Origin of the sequence: Larkinella arboricola (genome assembly GCF_003259745.1) — a bacterium.
Classification (GTDB): Bacteria; Bacteroidota; Bacteroidia; order Cytophagales; family Spirosomataceae; genus Larkinella; species Larkinella arboricola.
Window position 1 is genome coordinate 39,756 of the sequence record NZ_QLMC01000004.1, and the last position, 17,821, is coordinate 57,576.

Here is a 17,821-nt window from a genome sequence, read left to right on the forward strand (position 1 = left end):
GTTCGTTATCCTCTCATCAACCGAATGACGACTACTTCAGCCAGCAGGAAAACCAGGGCGGCAATCACAAAATATTTCCACAGGTTGGTGCCGAGGTTTTGCTGACGCAGTTCGTCCACGAAATCGTCGTCCTGAATGCTGTCAAAAATCTGTACATTGGGTTGGCCGGTAAAGATGCGCCGGAGCTCGTCGGGTTTGTAAAAGTCCATCTGCGACTCCCGGTTGCCGTGGTTAAACGCCAGCAGCTTCTCCGTTTTACCGTTCAGTTGCAATTCATAATACCCCGAAGCCAGTTGCTGGCCGTCGTTCAACTGGTTGCTTTTGGGGAGTTCCATAATCAGTTGTGTGCCGTTCACGCGTTGTACAGGAATAATCTCCAGTTTGTCGCGCTTCAATTTATAGACGGCGTTGGGGGAGGCATCACTGACCGTAATATCAATGGTGTTCTCATCGAACGAGTAAGCCGTGCGTTGGGGCCGTACGCTTAAAGCCGCAATTTTGTACATGATAGGCACAAACAGCGCGTGTTGGGCAATGTTTCCGTATTCGGTATTCAAAGGACTGGCAAAAATATACACCTGACCACCCGCCGATCCGCCCGCCCGGGATTGCGTCAGGAAAGGTGTGCCATTGCGGAGCGTCAGCAGCCGTTCGCCCACAACCCGCCACTGCCAGACCGGCACGGCGTTTGGCAGGTTTTCGATCCCCTGCTGGTTGGTGCGTTCAAAAATATCCCGGAAGAACGGATTCTGGCGGTTCGGTGCCGATAGCGGTTGGGAAGGAGGCAGGGGAGGAGTCTGGGTCTGCAAACCACCTGCCCCCAGACTTGCCAGAAACGACGACCAGGCAGTGGCGTTTGGGGTGGTTGGCGGAATCACGACCAGACTGCCGCCCTGACGAACAAACCGTTCGAGTTCACTGCGCAGGGTTCCACCAACCTGATTGAGTCCTTCCAGAACCACTAAATCGGCGGTTTTGAACTGGCCTACGTCCACATTCTGGGCGCTAAAGCTCTGCCGAACAAACAAACTGTCATTACCGTAAACGTTTTCAACGTAATTGGCCTCGGTTTTCTGGTCATAGAGGTGAAGAACCCGGATGGACGGTGATGCCTGAATGACGAAATGGTACTCGTTATCGAAGGTAATCGGGTAATCCTCAAACGTAATGCGTCCGCGCCGGAATCCTTTCTGGGTCACATTGAAATTCAGACTGGCGGTAGCGGCTCCCTTACCCGGCAGCGTTACCGAAGCCGTCGAAACCTGGGTCTGATCGATAAACAATTTAATGGGCAGGTTCCGTACCGACTCCTCGCCACTGTTCCGGACCCGAACGTTGAGCGTGTTGTTTTGCAATTCGCGGATAAACGGGGTACTGAGCCAGACGGAATCCACGAAAACATTTTTGGTAGGCTGGGTTTCCAGAGGGACCAGAAAAAGCCGGTTGGTGGTGTCGATTTTCAGCCGGGACAGGTCGCCGACGGTGCTTTTCTGGAAATCCGAAAACCAGAACAACTGGTTCGGACCGCTGGGGTTATTGGTGGCCAGCAGGTTCAGTTGCCGACGGTATACATCCGCCAGCGTGCGGGGTGTGTGCGCAAACCGGATGGTGGTAACGCGGTCGCGGAGTGCATCGGCCGTTCCAACGGTTTGCTCCTGACTGCTGAAGTCGTTAGTAACCAGTTGCAGCGAAGTGGCGTTGCGGAAAAGTCCCAGGAGTTGATCCAGCTTGCTGGTGGCGATGTCGAGATACCGCTTCTCGTTCAGTTCATTCTGCATGCTGTACGAGTTGTCGAGGTACAGACTCGTCAGGCCCGTTCGCGACAGACCTAACCGGCTTTTGCTGGGGATAAACGGTTGGGCAAAGGCCAGCACCAGGCAGATAATAAACAACGACCGGAACAGCAGAATCAGGTAATGCTTTAGCCGCCGGAACGATTTGGTTTCGGTCTGGACGGTTTTCAGCAGCGCGACGTTGGTGAAAAACACCCGGCGCGTCCGGCGAAAATTAAATAAATGGATGGCAACAGGGACAGAGACAGCCAGTAGCCCAAACAGAAAAGAAGGATATAGGAAACTCATCAAACGGTTCGCTGGAACGATTATTTTCTTTTATAACGGCCAAACAAATTAATGTTGTTCGGGCTGTAACGAATTTAGCAAGAATAGCATACGAACAATACAGATGAGCTGGATTTCGGTGAATAAATAGACAAAAGCCTATTTTACGCTCCTTTTATTTCAAGCGTATAAAAAGCTTCCTGCGTTTGCAAAACATCCGTATAGGTAATAGAACCGTTTTCGTCGCCAATGGTCACAAATTCCGGCACGGGTGTGTGCCCTACCACCTGATGCAAACCGGGCAGGTAATCCGTTGACGTTTCCCGTTTGTCGGCCCAGACCGGCCCCCCGGCTTCGTCGGAACCGCCCCGCAGGTAACTCACATCAAATAACGCTGTGCGTAGCATCCGGTCCTGGTGCATCCTATTCATTACTGGAGCCAACTGGCTCAGGTCCTGTGGATCAAGGTCCAGGTTCAAGCGTAAACCGGCTTTCGGCAAATGCGATAACCAACGGTTGGACACGCCTGCGTGTGTGAACAGATAAGCTCCTTCCTGATGGGCAATTTGGAACAGCGATTGCTTCATGGTAAATAAATGGGTCAAGGCAGGTTGCTGAGAGGGCCGAAATCCCGAACAACGGTAATGGGGGAAATGAAGATACTGCGCGTCATGATTCCCAATCAACAGGACAACTTTATCAGGATACTTCTCTTTTATCGCGATAATTTGTTGCAGATTTTCAAGAATAGTCTTGTCACTCAGTTCATAACTGTCCGTGTAATCACCCAGAAAAATAACCCTGTCGTACTGATCAACGTTGATGCGGAGCCAGTCAGCACGCCCGTGGAGATCTGAAATGGTGATAATTTTCATAAACTCAATATATTGAAAAAGCCTTTACCGCAAGACGCGGTAAAGGCTTTTTCGGCTTACTAATCAGTAACTTATAACGTACGTTTTACTTCTTTAAATTCGAAGCTTTCGATGGTATCGCCCACCTGAATGTCGTTGAAGTTCTTGATACTTAAACCACATTCGTAATTGGTACGGACCTCGTTGACATCGTCTTTAAACCGTTTCAGGGCGCTGATTTCGCCGGTATGCACCACGATGAAGTCGCGAACCACCCGGACTTTGTTGTTCCGGCGGATGATACCATCCGTGACCATACAACCGGCGACCGTTCCGACGCGGCTGATCTTGAACACGTCCCGAACCTCGATGTTACCAACAATAACCTCTTCGGTTGTGGGTGCCAACAGACCTTCCATGGCATCGCGGACTTCGTTGATGGCATCGTAGATGATGGAGTACAGACGGATTTCGATTTGCTCCTGTTCGGCCAGACGGCGAGCGCCAACGGAAGGCCGTACCTGGAAGCCGACGATAATCGCATCCGACGCCGACGCCAGCAGAATATCCGACTCAGAAATCTGGCCAACGGCTTTGTGGATGATGTTCACCTGTACTTCTTCCGTCGACAGTTGCAGCAACGAATCGGAGAGCGCTTCCACCGAACCGTCCACGTCACCTTTCACAATAACGTTCAGTTCCTTGAAGTTACCGATGGCTTTCCGGCGACCGATTTCTTCCAGTGTAATGTGCTTACGAGTCCGCATGTTCTGCTCACGCAGCAATTGCTCCCGTTTGTTTGCAATTTCGCGGGCTTCACGCTCCGTTTCCATGACGTTGAACTTATCACCGGCCTGCGGTGCTCCGGGTAGACCCAGAATCTGAACCGGCGTTGAAGGACCGGCTTCTTTCAGACGTTGTCCTGTATCACCTGTCATGGCGCGGATACGACCAAAGTGGGCACCAACCAGGATAATATCACCCTGGCGAAGCGTACCATTCTGTACAAGCATGGTCGTTACGTAACCCCGACCTTTGTCCAGCTCCGCTTCAATGACGTTACCAGTAGCCCGTTTGTTCGGATTCGCTTTCAGTTCGAGCAGTTCGGCTTCGAGCAGGACTTTCTCCAGCAATTCCGAAATACCCAGACCTGATTTCGAGGAAATTTCCTGGGTTTGGTATTTACCGCCCCATTCTTCCACGAGCATATTCATTTGGGAGAGTTCTTCCCGGATTTTATCGGTATTGGCACCCGGTTTATCAACCTTGCTGAATGCAAACACAATCGGAACACCAGCTACCTGCGCGTGGTTAATGGCTTCGCGGGTTTGCGGCATGACGCTATCGTCGGCAGCAATCACGATAATAACCACGTCAGTAACCTTCGCACCCCGTGCCCGCATGGCCGTAAAGGCTTCGTGACCCGGCGTATCGAGGAAGGTAATCATCCGGTCGTCGTCTGTTTTTACGCTGTAAGCACCAATGTGCTGCGTAATCCCACCAGCTTCCCCGGCTGCAACGCGCGTCCGGCGAATGTAGTCGAGCAAAGACGTTTTACCGTGGTCAACGTGACCCATGATGGTTACAATCGGAGCGCGGGGCTGTAGATCTGCCTCATCATCAGGTTCTTCTACCAGGCTGGATTCGATTTCTTCTTCAGCCGATACAAACTGTACTTCATAGTCGAACTCGTCGGCAATTACCGTAATAGCTTCTGCATCGAGCCGCTGGTTGATGGATACAAACATCCCCAGACTCATACAGGTAGCAATTACATCGTTGACCGAAACACTCATCAGCGAAGCCAGATCGTTTGCCGATACGAATTCGGTTACTTTCAGGATTTTTGCTTCTTCGTTTTCCTGGTCAAGACGCTCGCGTTCCCGTTCGGCCCGTTCCATACGACGATCCCGGCGACGGTCGGCCCCACGGTTCGGTTTGTTACCGGTCATCCGGGCCTGTGTAGCGCGGATCGAATCTTTTACTTCGCGTTCAGTCGGCTCATCCCGGCGGTCGCGTGTATTCCGTCCGCCTGTTTTTCCTTTGGCTTGTGCGCCACCCGTATTAGCAGGTTTAGCAGCCTGACCCTGTCCTTGGCCTGTATTCTGTCCCTGACCGGGTTGGTTACGATTCGCATCCCGGTTTCGCGGAGCACCCTGGCCCTGTTGGGGTTGGGCGGCTCCTCCTGCGGGAGTAGCACCGCTGACGGGATCACGACGGAGCCGCTTGCGTTTCCGTTTCTTATCGCGATCATCGGTTGATGCGACCGGACCGGTTTGCTTTTTAGAGCGCTCAGACGGTAATTCAATGGTACCTAAAACCGTAAGTCCACGCAGTTGTTCCCCTCGGCCACGGATGGTTTCAATAGGAACATCGGGTTCTGTCTCCGGCTGTTCCGCACGGGGTGCGGGAACTGGAGCTGGAGGGGTTGGACGAGGTTCAACCGGACGGGGCTGCGGCTGTTGCTGCCCACGGTTGTCCTGTGGACGGTTACGGTCCGGACGGTTCTCCTGACCCTGACTTCCGGGCCGATCCGGTCGCCGGTCGCGTGAACCGTCATTGCGGTTCGGAGACTGACCTTGTCGGTTATCCGGGCGTGAACCTTCGGGCCGGGGGCCGTCTGGCCGCGGACCGTTATGCCGGTTTCCATCACCCCGATTGGCGTGCTGGTGTCGCGGGTTCGAATCATTGGGCCGCGGTGATGGCTTACGTTCCAGATCAATTTTGCCCAATACCGTTAGTCCAGGCAAACGGGGGCTCGACAGATCAGATCCGGCTGTTTCCTTAGATTCTGGCTGGTCTGACTGGGGAGCCGGAGCCGGTGGTGGAGTTACAGCCTGTGGTGTTTCTACCGGTGGCGCTGGCGTAACCGGTGTTGGTGGTGCTGGTTGGGCAACCGGTTCCGGTTTTTTCTCAGCCATTGGCGGAGCAACCGGTTCGGGTTTTGCCGCCGGCGTTTCGCGTGGTTCAGCCGGTTCGGGCTGCTGACGAGCTTCGACTGGCTCGGGCGCGGGTGATGGCGTCACGGGCTTGGGTTCAGGTTTCGGCTCGGGTGTTACGGGTTTTTCTGCAACAACCGGCGCGGGTTGCGGAGCAACGGGTTGTGGTTCTGGCACAACTGGCGTTTCCTGTACGGGCGCGGGTTTTGGAACAACCGGAGTGGGCGCCGGTGGCGGTGATGCCGGCTGCTGAGAAGGCCGGGGGGGCTCACTGCGGAAATATTGTGGCAAATCATCGTCATCCCGACGTTTTGGTTCGGGCATAACGGGTTCAGGAGCCGGCTTGCGGGCCGCCCCACCATTCAATAGTTCTGTATTACCGAATTCTTTTGCCAAGATTTCCACCTGCTCATTGGAAATCTTGCCGTTAGGGTTACTATCAACCTTAATCCCTTTGGCAGAAAGACGACTCACCACAGTAGACGAACCTACTCCGAGTATTTTTGCCACTTGGCTAAGGCGCATGGATTTATCTTCTGCCATACAAATGGTTTAGAATGAAAAACAGCACTTTTAATGATGAACTATATATGATGAACGATGAATGGACAAACTTAATTCATCATCCATCACTAATCCTTCCTCATTATTACTCAAATTCCTGGCGTAAAATCCCCAGGATCTCTTCAATTGTATCCTCTTCCAGATCGGTCATCCGGACGAGTTCTTCTTTCGAACGGGCCAGCACACTTTTGGCGGTGTCCAGACCCACCCGACGTAGTTCGTCGATCATCCAGGTATCGATTTCATCGCTGAATTCTGACAAATCAACGTCTTCATCGTCTTCCTGGCCTTCGACATCGCGGAATACATCGATCTCCATGCCCACCAGCCGTCCGGCCAGTTTGATGTTCTGTCCACCTTTTCCGATGGCCAGTGAAACCTGATCGGGTTTCAGAAAAACCGACACGCGTTTGGCGTCGCGGTCAATTTGCATGGAACTAATTTTGGCCGGACTTAAGGCCCGGCTGATTAACAGCTCGAAGTTATCGGTATAATTGATAACGTCAATGTTTTCGTTGCCCAGTTCCCGGACGATGCTGTGGATTCGCGATCCTTTCATCCCGACGCAGGCACCAACCGGGTCGATCCGGTCGTCATAGGATTCAACGGCCACTTTAGCCCGCTCACCCGGTTCGCGGACGATCCGGCGAATGGAAATCAGGCCGTCGTAAATCTCCGGAATTTCGTTTTCAAACAGGCGCTCTAAAAAGACCGGCGACGTACGCGACAGAATGATCTTGGGCGTACCGTTGATCATTTCAACGCGGTGGACGACGGCTTTGGTCGTTTCGCCTTTCCGATACCGGTCTTTCGGAATTTGCTCACCTTTCGGAAGGCTGATTTCATTGCCTTCGCTGTCGAGCAAAATTACTTCATTTTTAAGCAATTGATAGACTTCTGCATTCAGCAAATCGCCCACCTGATTTTTATATTTATCGTACAGGATCTCTTTTTCCAGATCCTTGATCTTCTGAATCAGCGTTTGCCGGGCCGTTTGAACCACCCGCCGGCCAAAATCCTCTAATTTAACTTCTTCGGCAACTTCTTCACCGACTTCAAAGTCAGCCTGAATTTTACGGGCTTCTGACAGCGGGATTTTGTCATAATCCCAGATGTCTTCCGAATCGTCATCGACAATCTCGCGGGTGCGCCACATTTCGAGGTCACCACTTTCGGCATTGATGATGACATCAAAGTTTTCGTCCGTGCCGTATTTTTTGCGAATCATTGTCCGGAATACATCTTCCAGAATTTTGATCATGGTCGGGCGGTCAATGTTTTTTGACCGTGCAAACTCTGCAAACGACTCAATGAGTATTCCGCTATCCATCATTGCAATTTTCGGTTTTTAGGTATAGTTTTCAGTAGCGGGCTTCCAGTCAGAACAAACAGAAACTACTAACTGAAAACGCTACATTGAAACCGACACGCTTATTTAAATGAAATTTGTATTGTGCTCTTTTTAATTTCAGCAAACGGTATTTCCGTTGGTTCAATTGGCGGATCGTTTTTCTTTGGTTTTTTTAGCGGCTTTTCGGTAATAATAATCGCTTCTTCGCCAACGCTTTCCAACTTTCCTTTGCGCGTCTGACCGTCGTTCAGTAACACTTCAATTTCGCGACCCACATTTTTCAGGTATTGACGTCTCAAAACCAGCGGTTCGTCGACTCCCGGCGATGAGACTTCCAGGGTAAAGGGCTGTCCGTCAAAAATTTCAAGCTCTTCCAGTTGGTTACCCAACTTCCGGCTGATCCTTGCGCATTCTTCAATCGTAATTCCGGTATCGCTATCCAGCAGAACGGTTATTTTGGCACGAATACGGGAAGGGGATACCTGAATATCAACGACAAAATACTGATCTTCGTTCAGATACGGCTGTAACAGTTCGTTAACTTTCGCCTTTACATCCATAAATTAACAAAAAAGGGAGTTGAAAACTCCCTGCCATGCATAAATGCTGATAAGTGTTGCAAAGATAAACATTTTATGAATTGTTTCCCAATCAAATTGATAATCGGAACTTAACAATTTTTCGGACTGATTGAACGGGCTATTTTCCAAACAAACGTTCGTAACTTTGTACGCATTCGCCCTTCTCCTTACGTTACTGAATTAAAGTCGGTTTGCCTGACCCGCACCCATTTTACTCGTCGTATGAAATTTTCGCTTAGGCTTGGCGTACTGGTTTCGTCGTTTTTTTCGTCGTTGTTCTGGTCGTTAAACTTGTTGTTGTTTCTGTATACACTTCTGGTTTATTATCTCCTTTACGAAGTCCCGATCGGACATTGGATAGGCGGTATTTTCATGATTTCATTACCGATCGCGTGGGCTTTTAATCTGTTCTTTATTCTGTTCTGGCTGCTGGTAAAACCCTGGCGGGCGCTGCTTCCCGTCCTGACTCTGTTGATCGGAATTCCGTTCTGGCGACGCACATTTACGTACAATCAGCCTAATGATAACAGCGAAAAGTGGCCGACGCTTCAGGTCATGAGTTACAATGTAATGGGGTTCAATCGATACGATGTAGTGGATACCCAACACCCCGACGACGCCAACGCCATGATCGACTGGGTGCTGAAAGAACCGTCGGATGTGAAGTGTTTTCAGGAATTTTATAACGACGACAATTCGTTTGTCTTTCGAACAATCCGGCGGCTGGAACGGGCCGGTTATCCATACTACGCCATTCTTCACCCTCCCGACCGGAAAGGAATGGAAAAAGAACCGGGGAAGTTTATTGGAGTTGCGCTGTTTTCAAGGCATCCTATTGTGAAACGCGGGGAAGAAATTTTTGATCATTTCAACGGCCTTGTCTGGGCCGATGTGAAAGTAAATACCGACACCGTCCGGGTAATCAGCCTCCATTTGCAGTCGATGGGAATTCGGGTGGGTGGTATGCTGGATGAGGAGCAACGGAGCCGGGTCAAACGAAATACGCAGGGGGTGTTACGCCAGCTTCGGCAGGGCCTGACGCTGCGCCGGAATCAGATTAACCGGGTGGAGGAATACTACCGGAACAGCCCGCACCCCGTCATTATTTGCGGTGACTTTAACGATACGCCGTATAGCTTTAGTTACGGGAAACTGCGCCGGATTCTGCGGAATGCCTTTGAAGATGCGGGCCGCGGGTTTGGTTTTAGTTTCAACAAAGCCCCGGGTTTCCTTCGCATCGACAACCAGTTTTACAACGCCCGCTTCCTGGAACCGCTCAATTATATTACCTACCGCGAGGTTAAATATTCCGACCATTACCCGATTATGGCGAAGTATGCCATTAGGCCGCGCGAAATCAGCCGGGACCGGCGCCCGAAAACCCACGTAGAATTTGATTTCTAAAGGCGGGATCAGGGGTGCGCGTCCACCCAGACCTGGCCATCTTCAAAAATCTCTTTTTTCCAGATTGGAACCTGTTGTTTCAGGGTGTCGATGATGTAGCGGCAGGCATCGAAGGCGTCGGCCCGGTGCGGGGTAGCAACGGCAATCAGGACAGCCATTTCGCCGATGGCCAGGTTGCCTTTCCGGTGAATAATCGCGTACTTCCGAACATCCCACCGCTGGCAGGCTTCGTCGGCAATTTCCTGCATTTTGGCCAGCGCCATCCGGTCGTAGGCTTCGTATTCCAGCCGTTCGACGGGGCGGTCTTTGGTGTTGTCGCGAACGGTACCAAAGAAAAACGTGATGGCCCCAGCCGCATCTGTAGCAACGTACTGGTAAGCCGCATTCATATCAATCGGATCAGTCGTAATCGAAACCATAAAGGAATGAAGAGTTAAGAGTGATGAGTTAAGAGTTATGAAGGGCACCTGCTGGAGGGAGGCACCATAAAAATTCTTCACTCATAACTCTTAATTCTTCACTCATGTTATCCTCCGCTGACGGGCGGGATGAGGGCAATTTCGTCGTTGGGGCGCAGGGCCTGGTCCGTTTCGGCGTATTCACCGTTGACAGCCACCAGCAGCGAGCGAAGGCCGTTCAGGGCGGGATATTGCTCTTTTAAATGGAATAATAGATCGCCTACCTGACCGGTTTGGGGTAGGTCGAGCGTAAGGGCCGGCGAGCCGACAATCTCACGCGTAATACCGAAAAGCAGAACAGAAACTCGATTGCTCATACCATCAAAGATACAAAAGGAATCATTGAAAAGAGAGAGCTACTAACGGTTTTAATGCTTCAGACGATAGTATGGGTGAACGGCCACTGAATAAATGATTAAAAACCGTTGGTTAATTCAGACGATCAGAAGACTTTGCGTTCTTTAAACCCGTTAACCTTTTATTTTCAACCTTATGACGGACCCGCAATTCAAGGAATTTTTCCAGGATGTGTTAATAACGGTTTACGCCAATATCCGGGATTTGCACGAAAAACAAGGTTTTGCCGACCCCGAGGAACAGGACTACATCAGCGGACGGTTGTTCAGCTACGAAGAAATACTGGCCATTTTTCGGATGTCGGCCAACGATACCGGGGTTAATCCGAAAGAATTAGGATTGTAGTTTTTACAAAATAAGTTTGATATTTGGCAGTCGGCTGTTCAATCCGTACGAAGGAATCCGTCGTCAGTGAAATTATACCCAACACCTTTACATTCTTTATGAAACAACTCCTTCTTTCCGCCGTCCTGCTGGGCATGCTGGTCGGCTGTAATAACTCCCAAAAGAACCAAGAATCTTCAACCATGTCGGATAGTACAAGCACAGCAGCCGCCGATTCAGCCAGCGGTCTGCCCGAACGTTCGCGTTTTCAGAAAGAAATTGATGGCAAACAAAATGATCTGTATGTTTTGACCAACGCCAAAGGCATGAAAGTCGCCATTACCAACTACGGCGGTCGGATGGTCAGTATTCTGGTGCCCGATAAAGACGGTAACATGGTGGATGTCACGCTGGGACACAGCAGCATCGACGATTATCTGGCAAAGGAATCGTTCTTTGGCACGCTCGTCGGACGGTATGGCAACCGGATTGCAAAAGGGCAGTTTACGCTCGACGGTAAAACGTACAAGCTGCCAATCAACAACGGTCCTAACTCGCTGCACGGTGGCAAGAAAGGCTTTAACGCCAGAATGTGGGACGCTACGCCCGTGGGCAATAATGCTCTGAAACTGCACTACGTTTCACAGGATGGGGAAGAGGGTTACCCCGGTACCCTAACGGTCGATGTAACCTATACGCTGACCGACGACAACGGTATCCGGATTGAGTACCAGGCCACGACCGACAAAAATACCGTCGTCAATCTGACCAACCACGCTTATTTCAACCTGAACGGCGAAGGTTCGGGCTCGGTAGCCGACCACCTGATTCAGATCAATGCCGACCGCTACACGCCGGTTGACGCCACGCTGATTCCGACGGGCGAACTGGCTCCGGTGGAGGGAACACCGTTCGATCTGCGCAAACCCGTTGCCATCGGCGAGCGCCAGGATGTGGATCACCCGCAGATTAAAAACGGGGGCGGTTTCGACCACAACCTCGTTCTGAATGGCGGACAAACTGCCCAACCGCGTTTAATTGCTACGGCAACGTCGCCCAAGACCGGTATCTCGATGGACGTACTGACCACGGAGCCGGGTGTGCAGTTCTACGGTGGGAATTTCCTGGACGGAAAAGCAACGGGCAAATCCGGTAAGGCGTACGAAAAACGCAACGCTTTCTGTCTGGAGACGCAGCATTTTCCCGATTCTCCCAATCACGCCAACTTCCCAAGCGTGGTGCTGAAACCCGGCGAAACCTACAAAACGACCACTGAATACCGGTTTTCGGTTAAATAACAACAGAGAGTTGCCAGTGGCTTCATAAGCCGCTGGCAGCCAGATTTATTGCCGTATGAAAAACAGAATTGGATTTAGAATAAAAATTGCCACTGTTGTTTTGCTGGCGCTGGTGTCGCTCCAGACGATGGCGCAGCAGTGGACCGCGCAGAAAGCGAACGATTGGTACAACCGCCAACCCTGGCTGGTGGGGAGTAACTATATGCCCGCCACCGCCATCAATCAACTCGAAATGTGGCAGGCTGAAAGCTTCGATCCGAAAACCATCGACAAAGAGTTGGGCTACGCCGAGAGTCTGGGAATGAACACCATGCGGGTGTTTCTGCACGATATGGTGTGGCGGCAGGACGCTGCGGGTTTTAAAAAACGGATTGACGCGTTTCTGACGCTGTGTGCCAACCACAAGATCAAGCCCATGCTGGTGTTGTTCGATTCGTGCTGGGACCCACAGCCGAAGCCGGGCAAACAGCACGAACCGGTGCTGGGCCGCCATAATTCCGGTTGGGTGCAGGGGCCGGGAGCCGCCATTCTGAGCGATAAAAGCCAGTGGGAAAGCCTACGGAGTTACGTCAAAGACATTGTGAGTTCGTTTAGAACCGATGACCGGATTCTGGCCTGGGACATCGTCAACGAACCGGACAACGACAATGCCAACAGCTACGGCCGCAACGGCAGCATCAAAACTGAACTGCCGAACAAAGCGCAATTGGGCGCTGAACTGGTGAAAGCCGGTTTTGGCTGGGCGCGGGAAGCAAACCCAACGCAGCCCATCACGGCGGCTCCCTGGAAAGGCGACTGGTCGTCTTTGGAAAAAATGGATGACATGAACCGTTTTCTGGTGCAGAACTCCGACGTGATTACCTTCCATAACTACGGTCCGCCCGCCGAATTTCAAAAACGAATTACGGAACTTAAGAAATTCGGACGGCCCCTGATTTGTACGGAATACATGGCTCGTCCGGCGGGCAGCACCTTTGAAGGGAGCCTGCCGATTGCTAAAGCCGAAAAAGTGGGAATGATGAACTGGGGTTTTGTTTCCGGGAAGTCAAACACGATTTTCCCCTGGGATTCGTGGCAGAAGCAGTATACGGCCGAACCGCCGGTCTGGTTCCACGATATTTTCCGGGAAAACGGGCAGCCCTACATTCCGGCCGAAACGGCTTTCATCAAGAAGATGACGGGCAAATAAAAAAGCCAAACGGTTTAAATGGTCAGGATTGTTCAGGGTTCTTATTCAGAAAGCCACTTAACCTAGCCATTTAAACCGTTCAGCCTTGTAATACCGTTTCCGACCTACAGCTTAGTTGTCCTGCAATTTTTCGCCGGCTTTTTCTAATTTTTTGCCAGCGTTTTTCTTCGCATCCCGCGCTTTTTGCTTGGTTTCTTTCGACGTTTCACGGATTTCATCGCCCGCATTATCGGCAGCATTGTCTATTTTCCTGCCCGCTTTTTTCGCTTTCTGTTTCGCTTCCTGCTTCGTCTCACGAGCTTCGTGTGCTACATTGTCAGCGGCTTTATCAACGGCCTGGCCTGCATGATGTGCGCTTTCCTTTGCTTCCTGTTTTACCGTTTGTGCATTGGCTGTTAACCCGAATACGGTCAGCAATGCAGCTATCCATAATTTTTTCATGACGTTTGTTGGTATGATTTATAGTCTGTTATAAATAACCAGCGTGGCCCGGGAAATGTTGGGCAAAAACATAAAAACCTTCCCGGATCGGGAAGGTTTTTAGCTGAATAATCCGTTAAACTACTGATTATTTAAGATTTGTGAGCGTAAAGAACGTACCCAGTAGGTAATCCGCTACGCCGGTATAATGATCCCTTCCTTTCAGGGGCTCGAGCTTCACGTTGGTAGCGCCCCGGGCCTTCATGGCCTTTTCGGCATCTTCCGAATTAAAGTAAAACACGAGGTTGTCGGCCGTGCCATGATACAGCGTCGTCGGTGTTTTGGGCTTCCAGTCATATACATCGTTGTCTTTAACCGCGTTCAGAAAACCGGTATCCGTGCCGTCGTTGATGGCCTTTTTAAAGCTGTCGGTGAAGGCATCGCTGATGCTCATCTGGATGTCGGTATTAATACCGTTCTGTGTTACCTGGGTGGCATACGGTTCTTTCAGATAATAACTCATCGGCCGGTTCAGCTTATACACGTTGTTGTAGGTGAGCAGCGTCCACAGGTACAACTGGTTATAGCTGGCAATACCGTGCGTTTTCTCGTTTATAATGTACTTCATAAATGCCGATTTGTGGTAGGCACCCGCGCCCATGCTGGAAGCAACCAGCTTGAATTCGGACGGGAATTCTTCCTCGATTTTTTTCTGCAACGACATCGTCGCAAAACCGCCTTCGGAATAGCCGGTCAGGAACAGCCGCTCATCCCATTTGATCGAATTTTTCCTGATAAACTCCCTGGCCGCCCGGAGCATATCCAGCGATGTCGTCGCCAGACTCTCGCGGTGTTCGTAGAGATGCGGCAGATTTTTCGTTTCCCCGTAGCCGATGTAATCCGGGCAAGCCAGAATAAATCCCATAGAGGCAAACAGCGTACCACCAAAAGCCGCATCACTGTTCGGGCCGAAGTTCGAAGGGGCATCGGCATCATCCTGAATGGTAGCGTGCTGCTGACTGAGCATTGGAACAGCAGTAGTGGTTTGCGGAACAATGAGGGCTCCCGACGCTTTTGTGGCTGTTCCGTCGGGTAGGGTGGTGTTATAAACCAGCTTGTAAACCTTCACGTCGTGAACCAGGGCTTTCGAGATCAACGCCTGAATCGAAGCCGGAAGCTGCCGCCCGACCTGAGCCACCAATTGATCGTTGGTGAGTGACCGAATCTCCGAACTGCTCACTAAGTAGGCATCTGGCTCGGGGTCCGGGTCTTTGCCGTTTTCGTTTTTACAACCGGACAGAAAGACCGTAGTGGATAGGAGGAGTGATAGCAGAAACTCCTTGCGATTAAGTGCCATTTATATAGGTTGCGTATAGATAGAAAGCGTAGCCAGCGTTTCCCGAAAAAGGACGCCTATTTTGATAACAACGCAGAAAAAGGCTTAGTTCGTGTCTGTTAAAGCCGTTCTTCGAATAATTTGAGAATGCGCTTGTATTCGTCCATCCAGCTGGTAGGCTCTACAAAGGCATGATCTTCAACCGGATAGGAAGCTACCTCCCAGTTTTCTTTCCGTAATTCGATAAGCCGCTGCGTCAGGCGCACCACGTCCTGATAATGCACGTTCACATCAACCATGCCGTGGCAAATCAGCAGATGGCCCTTCAGACCGTTGGCAAAATAAATGGGTGAACTCCGGCGGTAGGCCAGCGTATCGCTATACGGTTCGTTCAGGATGTTAGCGGTGTATCCGTGGTTGTAAGCCGCCCAATCGGTAACGGGCCGCAGGGCTGCCCCGGCCGCAAACACGTCGGGTGTCGTAAACATCGCCATCAGCGTGATAAAGCCGCCGTAGGAACCGCCGTAAAGACCAATTCGTTTGGCATCAACGCCCTGCGTTTTGACCAGCCACTGGGCTGCATCGATGTTGTCGGTCAGGTCCTTGCCGCCCATATGCCGGTAAATGCCCGTCCGCCAAGCGCGCCCGTAGCCCGCGCTGGCCCGGTAGTCGATATCCAGAACGGTGTAGCCCTTGTCGGCCAGCAGGTTATGGAACATATATTCGCGGAAGTACTGACTCCACCACTTGTGAGCGTTTTGCAAATAACCCGCCCCGTGTACAAACAGCACGGCTTTTCCGTTGGGTTTGGCGGGTTTGTAAAGCCGTCCGTAAATGGTCTGCCCGTCGCGGGCCGGAATGGTTACCAGCGCCGGCTCGCGCCAGGGATACGCCTGAAATTCGGGCGTCAGGGAATGGGTGAGCTGAAGCGGTTTCGGGGCGTCTGCGGCCTTCCGCCGATCTTTTGCCGCGGGTTTTTGATCCATCAAAAACAACTCCCACGGCTTGTTGCTGTACGAATACCGAATGGCCAGTTTGGTTTCGTCGGGCGAGAGCGTTACGTCGTTGGCTCCGGTCATCGTGGTGAGTTGGGTGCGTTCTCCGCCGTTGACGGCCATGCGGTAAAAGTGCTGTTCGCCGGGGTGAACCTCGTTCGTTGTCAGGTAAAAGAACTTTTTGTCGTTCGATAGTTGTACCTGCTGAACTTCGAATTTCCCATTTGTTAACTGTTTCTTCTCCCCGGTAACCACATTGACAGTGTAGAGGTGCGAATAACCGTCGGCTTCGGACAGAAAGTAGAGCGTCTGGTTATCGGCCAGAAAACCGGTTGTGGACGTGGACGCCCCGTATCCGCCAATCCAGGCTTCATCGCGCTGCCGGTCCAGGAGTTTCAACTGGCGCGTAGCCGGATCGAGCCGCATAATCCAGCGGTCTTTGTTGTCGGATGCCCGAATGATCACAACGGCGTGTTTACCGTCTTCCGACCAGATTGGCGTACTGATGGCGACGTTGCGCTCCGTCGTTTTTTTTGTTTTTCCGGTCGTATCCGCCCCGGTTGCGCCCGCCGAAGGGCCGCGTCGCATGCTGCTATCGGGCACGGGCGTGGGGCCGGTTCTGGCGTAATCCGGCAGGTCAGAAATACCCGGAATTCCTTTGATTGAGACCGCCTGAATCGTGTCGCCCTGAATATCGTAGACATACAGCTCCGAACTGGCGGTGGGGGCACCCACTTTGGTCCGGGCGGGTAGGTCTTCCGTAAAGCCCGATTCGGTTACATAATTGGGGACAATGGCGGTTTTGGCTCCCTGCGCCGATTTCACCAGCGAGAATGTAACAAACCGCTCGTCGGGACTGAGCTTCTGGTTAAGTACCTGACGGCCTTCGGTATGAAACTGCTTCGGTCGTTTGAACTGCCCGGTTTTGGTAATTTTCTCACCTTCGTCTTTTTTGGCTTTGCGCTCCCGCAGCACATCAAACAACGCCAGTTGGTCGCGTTTCAGCCAGGCTTCCTGCGAATTAGGTTTGGTTTCCGGTTTTTTGGGCGTCGCGTCGAAATAGGTTATCTGTGTGATTTCGCCCGTGGCCAGGGTTACGGTAAATAAATTATTGGCACGGGTGAAAATTATTTTTTTCTCGTCACCGCTGAACGCCGGACTGCTTTCGCGCTCCACGGTATTGGTAAGCCGGTGGGGGGGTGGGGTTCCGTTTTTCGTCGGTTTGCAGTCCAGCAGAAACAGATCGCCTTCTTTTTCGTACAGTTTCAGGGTTCGGCTCCGGTTGTATACACTACCCGTTGCAAGCGGCAGATTCCGCCGTTCAGCGGGCATGACCTTTACGGGTTTCCGGTCGCCCATCAGCGCAATTTTATACAGCGAATCGCTTTTGGCCCGGGCGGGATTCCAGTTGAAATAAAGAGTTTTTGAGTCTTCCGACCAGAAAATATCGGATGGCGAGGTCCCGATCCAGCCCTTAGGGTCCTGCATTATTTTTTCTACGGTGAGTGGGGATGGGGTGCTGGCTGGCGTCTGGGCTGTTGCCCGAATGGCCATCAGGCAAACCAATCCAGTAAATAGTTGTTTCATTGATGAATAGGAGAAGTGCGTTTTAAATCCTGAAATTAGCCACAATAAAGGAAAAGGCTTAGATTTGGATAAAAACAAATCTGGATTCAGCAAGCTTCGATGGT

15 protein-coding genes are annotated in these 17,821 nt (G+C 51.5%); 5 read left to right on the forward strand and 10 right to left on the reverse strand.

Translation table 11 applies throughout. From position 1 onward, the window contains the following. Positions 1–5: 5 nt before the first annotated feature. From LX87_RS15935 to infB, 3 genes are all read right to left on the reverse strand, one after another. Positions 6–2,081 carry a BatA domain-containing protein gene (locus tag LX87_RS15935; protein ID WP_111629267.1) on the reverse strand — a complete coding sequence of 692 codons (2,076 nt, stop codon included), beginning with the start codon at positions 2,079–2,081 and terminating at the stop codon, positions 6–8. Between the two features lie 143 nt (positions 2,082–2,224). Further along, positions 2,225–2,935 carry a metallophosphoesterase gene (locus tag LX87_RS15940; RefSeq protein ID WP_111629268.1) on the reverse strand — a complete coding sequence of 237 codons (711 nt, stop codon included), beginning with the start codon at positions 2,933–2,935 and terminating at the stop codon, positions 2,225–2,227. 71 nt (positions 2,936–3,006) lie between these two features. Continuing rightward, positions 3,007–5,835: a translation initiation factor IF-2 gene (gene infB / locus LX87_RS15945; RefSeq protein WP_374755133.1), complete on the reverse strand. Its 2,829-nt coding sequence runs from the start codon at positions 5,833–5,835 to the stop codon at positions 3,007–3,009. A gap of 23 nt (positions 5,836–5,858) precedes the next feature. Between infB and LX87_RS29375 the strand changes: the two genes are divergently transcribed. Further along, positions 5,859–6,179, forward strand: a complete 321-nt coding sequence (locus tag LX87_RS29375) for a hypothetical protein (protein WP_374755134.1) — start codon at positions 5,859–5,861, stop codon at positions 6,177–6,179. A gap of 323 nt (positions 6,180–6,502) precedes the next feature. Here the strand turns inward: LX87_RS29375 and nusA are convergent, their stop codons facing one another. Together nusA and rimP are read right to left on the reverse strand one after the other, a co-directional pair. Beyond that, the gene (gene nusA, locus LX87_RS15950; RefSeq protein WP_111629861.1) at positions 6,503–7,747 is read right to left on the reverse strand and encodes a transcription termination factor NusA; all 1,245 of its coding nucleotides are present in this window, start codon (positions 7,745–7,747) and stop codon (positions 6,503–6,505) included. Between the two features lie 101 nt (positions 7,748–7,848). Next, the gene (rimP, locus tag LX87_RS15955; protein WP_111629270.1) at positions 7,849–8,328 is read right to left on the reverse strand and encodes a ribosome maturation factor RimP; all 480 of its coding nucleotides are present in this window, start codon (positions 8,326–8,328) and stop codon (positions 7,849–7,851) included. Positions 8,329–8,571: 243 nt separating this feature from the next. Between rimP and LX87_RS15960 the strand changes: the two genes are divergently transcribed. Next, positions 8,572–9,753 carry an endonuclease/exonuclease/phosphatase family protein gene (locus LX87_RS15960; protein ID WP_111629271.1) on the forward strand — a complete coding sequence of 394 codons (1,182 nt, stop codon included), beginning with the start codon at positions 8,572–8,574 and terminating at the stop codon, positions 9,751–9,753. Positions 9,754–9,761: 8 nt separating this feature from the next. Here LX87_RS15960 and LX87_RS15965 read toward each other — a convergent pair whose 3' ends face one another. Continuing rightward, positions 9,762–10,172 carry a molybdenum cofactor biosynthesis protein MoaE gene (locus LX87_RS15965; RefSeq protein WP_111629272.1) on the reverse strand — a complete coding sequence of 137 codons (411 nt, stop codon included), beginning with the start codon at positions 10,170–10,172 and terminating at the stop codon, positions 9,762–9,764. A 107-nt stretch (positions 10,173–10,279) separates the two neighbouring features. After that, the gene (moaD, locus tag LX87_RS15970) at positions 10,280–10,528 is read right to left on the reverse strand and encodes a molybdopterin converting factor subunit 1 (RefSeq protein WP_111629273.1); all 249 of its coding nucleotides are present in this window, start codon (positions 10,526–10,528) and stop codon (positions 10,280–10,282) included. 175 nt (positions 10,529–10,703) lie between these two features. On the opposite strand from moaD, the gene LX87_RS15975 reads away from it, so the two are divergent. From LX87_RS15975 to LX87_RS15985, 3 genes are all read left to right on the forward strand, one after another. Beyond that, positions 10,704–10,913 carry a hypothetical protein gene (locus LX87_RS15975; RefSeq protein ID WP_111629274.1) on the forward strand — a complete coding sequence of 70 codons (210 nt, stop codon included), beginning with the start codon at positions 10,704–10,706 and terminating at the stop codon, positions 10,911–10,913. A gap of 98 nt (positions 10,914–11,011) precedes the next feature. After that, entirely contained in the window at positions 11,012–12,190 is a 1,179-nt protein-coding gene (locus LX87_RS15980) for an aldose epimerase family protein (RefSeq protein ID WP_111629275.1), read from the forward strand. 55 nt (positions 12,191–12,245) lie between these two features. Next, complete coding sequence (locus LX87_RS15985; RefSeq protein WP_111629276.1) at positions 12,246–13,379, forward strand: endo-1,4-beta-xylanase; 1,134 nt, start codon at positions 12,246–12,248, stop codon at positions 13,377–13,379. Between the two features lie 111 nt (positions 13,380–13,490). Here the strand turns inward: LX87_RS15985 and LX87_RS15990 are convergent, their stop codons facing one another. From LX87_RS15990 to LX87_RS16000, 3 genes are all read right to left on the reverse strand, one after another. Beyond that, positions 13,491–13,820 carry a hypothetical protein gene (locus tag LX87_RS15990; RefSeq protein WP_111629277.1) on the reverse strand — a complete coding sequence of 110 codons (330 nt, stop codon included), beginning with the start codon at positions 13,818–13,820 and terminating at the stop codon, positions 13,491–13,493. 127 nt (positions 13,821–13,947) lie between these two features. Continuing rightward, entirely contained in the window at positions 13,948–15,156 is a 1,209-nt protein-coding gene (locus tag LX87_RS15995) for an alpha/beta hydrolase family protein (RefSeq protein ID WP_111629278.1), read from the reverse strand. Positions 15,157–15,254: 98 nt separating this feature from the next. Next, a complete protein-coding gene (locus tag LX87_RS16000) occupies positions 15,255–17,717 on the reverse strand; it encodes an alpha/beta hydrolase family protein (protein ID WP_111629279.1) in 2,463 nt (820 codons plus the stop codon). Between the last annotated feature and the right edge of the window lie 104 nt (positions 17,718–17,821).

Bases quoted from the DNA above. Each gene is read 5' to 3' on its own strand.
- LX87_RS15960 (WP_111629271.1), top strand. From the start codon at position 8,572: ATGAAATTTTCGCTTAGGCTTGGCGTACTGGTTTCGTCGTTTTTTTCG.
- LX87_RS15975 (WP_111629274.1), top strand. From the start codon at position 10,704: ATGACGGACCCGCAATTCAAGGAATTTTTCCAGGATGTGTTAATAACG.
- LX87_RS16000 (WP_111629279.1), bottom strand. From the start codon at position 17,717: ATGAAACAACTATTTACTGGATTGGTTTGCCTGATGGCCATTCGGGCA.
- LX87_RS15995 (WP_111629278.1), bottom strand. From the start codon at position 15,156: ATGGCACTTAATCGCAAGGAGTTTCTGCTATCACTCCTCCTATCCACT.
- LX87_RS15985 (WP_111629276.1), top strand. From the start codon at position 12,246: ATGAAAAACAGAATTGGATTTAGAATAAAAATTGCCACTGTTGTTTTG.
- moaD (WP_111629273.1), bottom strand. From the start codon at position 10,528: ATGAGCAATCGAGTTTCTGTTCTGCTTTTCGGTATTACGCGTGAGATT.
- infB (WP_374755133.1), bottom strand. From the start codon at position 5,835: ATGGCTGAGAAAAAACCGGAACCGGTTGCCCAACCAGCACCACCAACA.
- LX87_RS15965 (WP_111629272.1), bottom strand. From the start codon at position 10,172: ATGGTTTCGATTACGACTGATCCGATTGATATGAATGCGGCTTACCAG.
- LX87_RS15940 (WP_111629268.1), bottom strand. From the start codon at position 2,935: ATGAAAATTATCACCATTTCAGATCTCCACGGGCGTGCTGACTGGCTC.
- LX87_RS15935 (WP_111629267.1), bottom strand. From the start codon at position 2,081: ATGAGTTTCCTATATCCTTCTTTTCTGTTTGGGCTACTGGCTGTCTCT.
- rimP (WP_111629270.1), bottom strand. From the start codon at position 8,328: ATGGATGTAAAGGCGAAAGTTAACGAACTGTTACAGCCGTATCTGAAC.
- LX87_RS15990 (WP_111629277.1), bottom strand. From the start codon at position 13,820: ATGAAAAAATTATGGATAGCTGCATTGCTGACCGTATTCGGGTTAACA.
- nusA (WP_111629861.1), bottom strand. From the start codon at position 7,747: ATGGATAGCGGAATACTCATTGAGTCGTTTGCAGAGTTTGCACGGTCA.
- LX87_RS15980 (WP_111629275.1), top strand. From the start codon at position 11,012: ATGAAACAACTCCTTCTTTCCGCCGTCCTGCTGGGCATGCTGGTCGGC.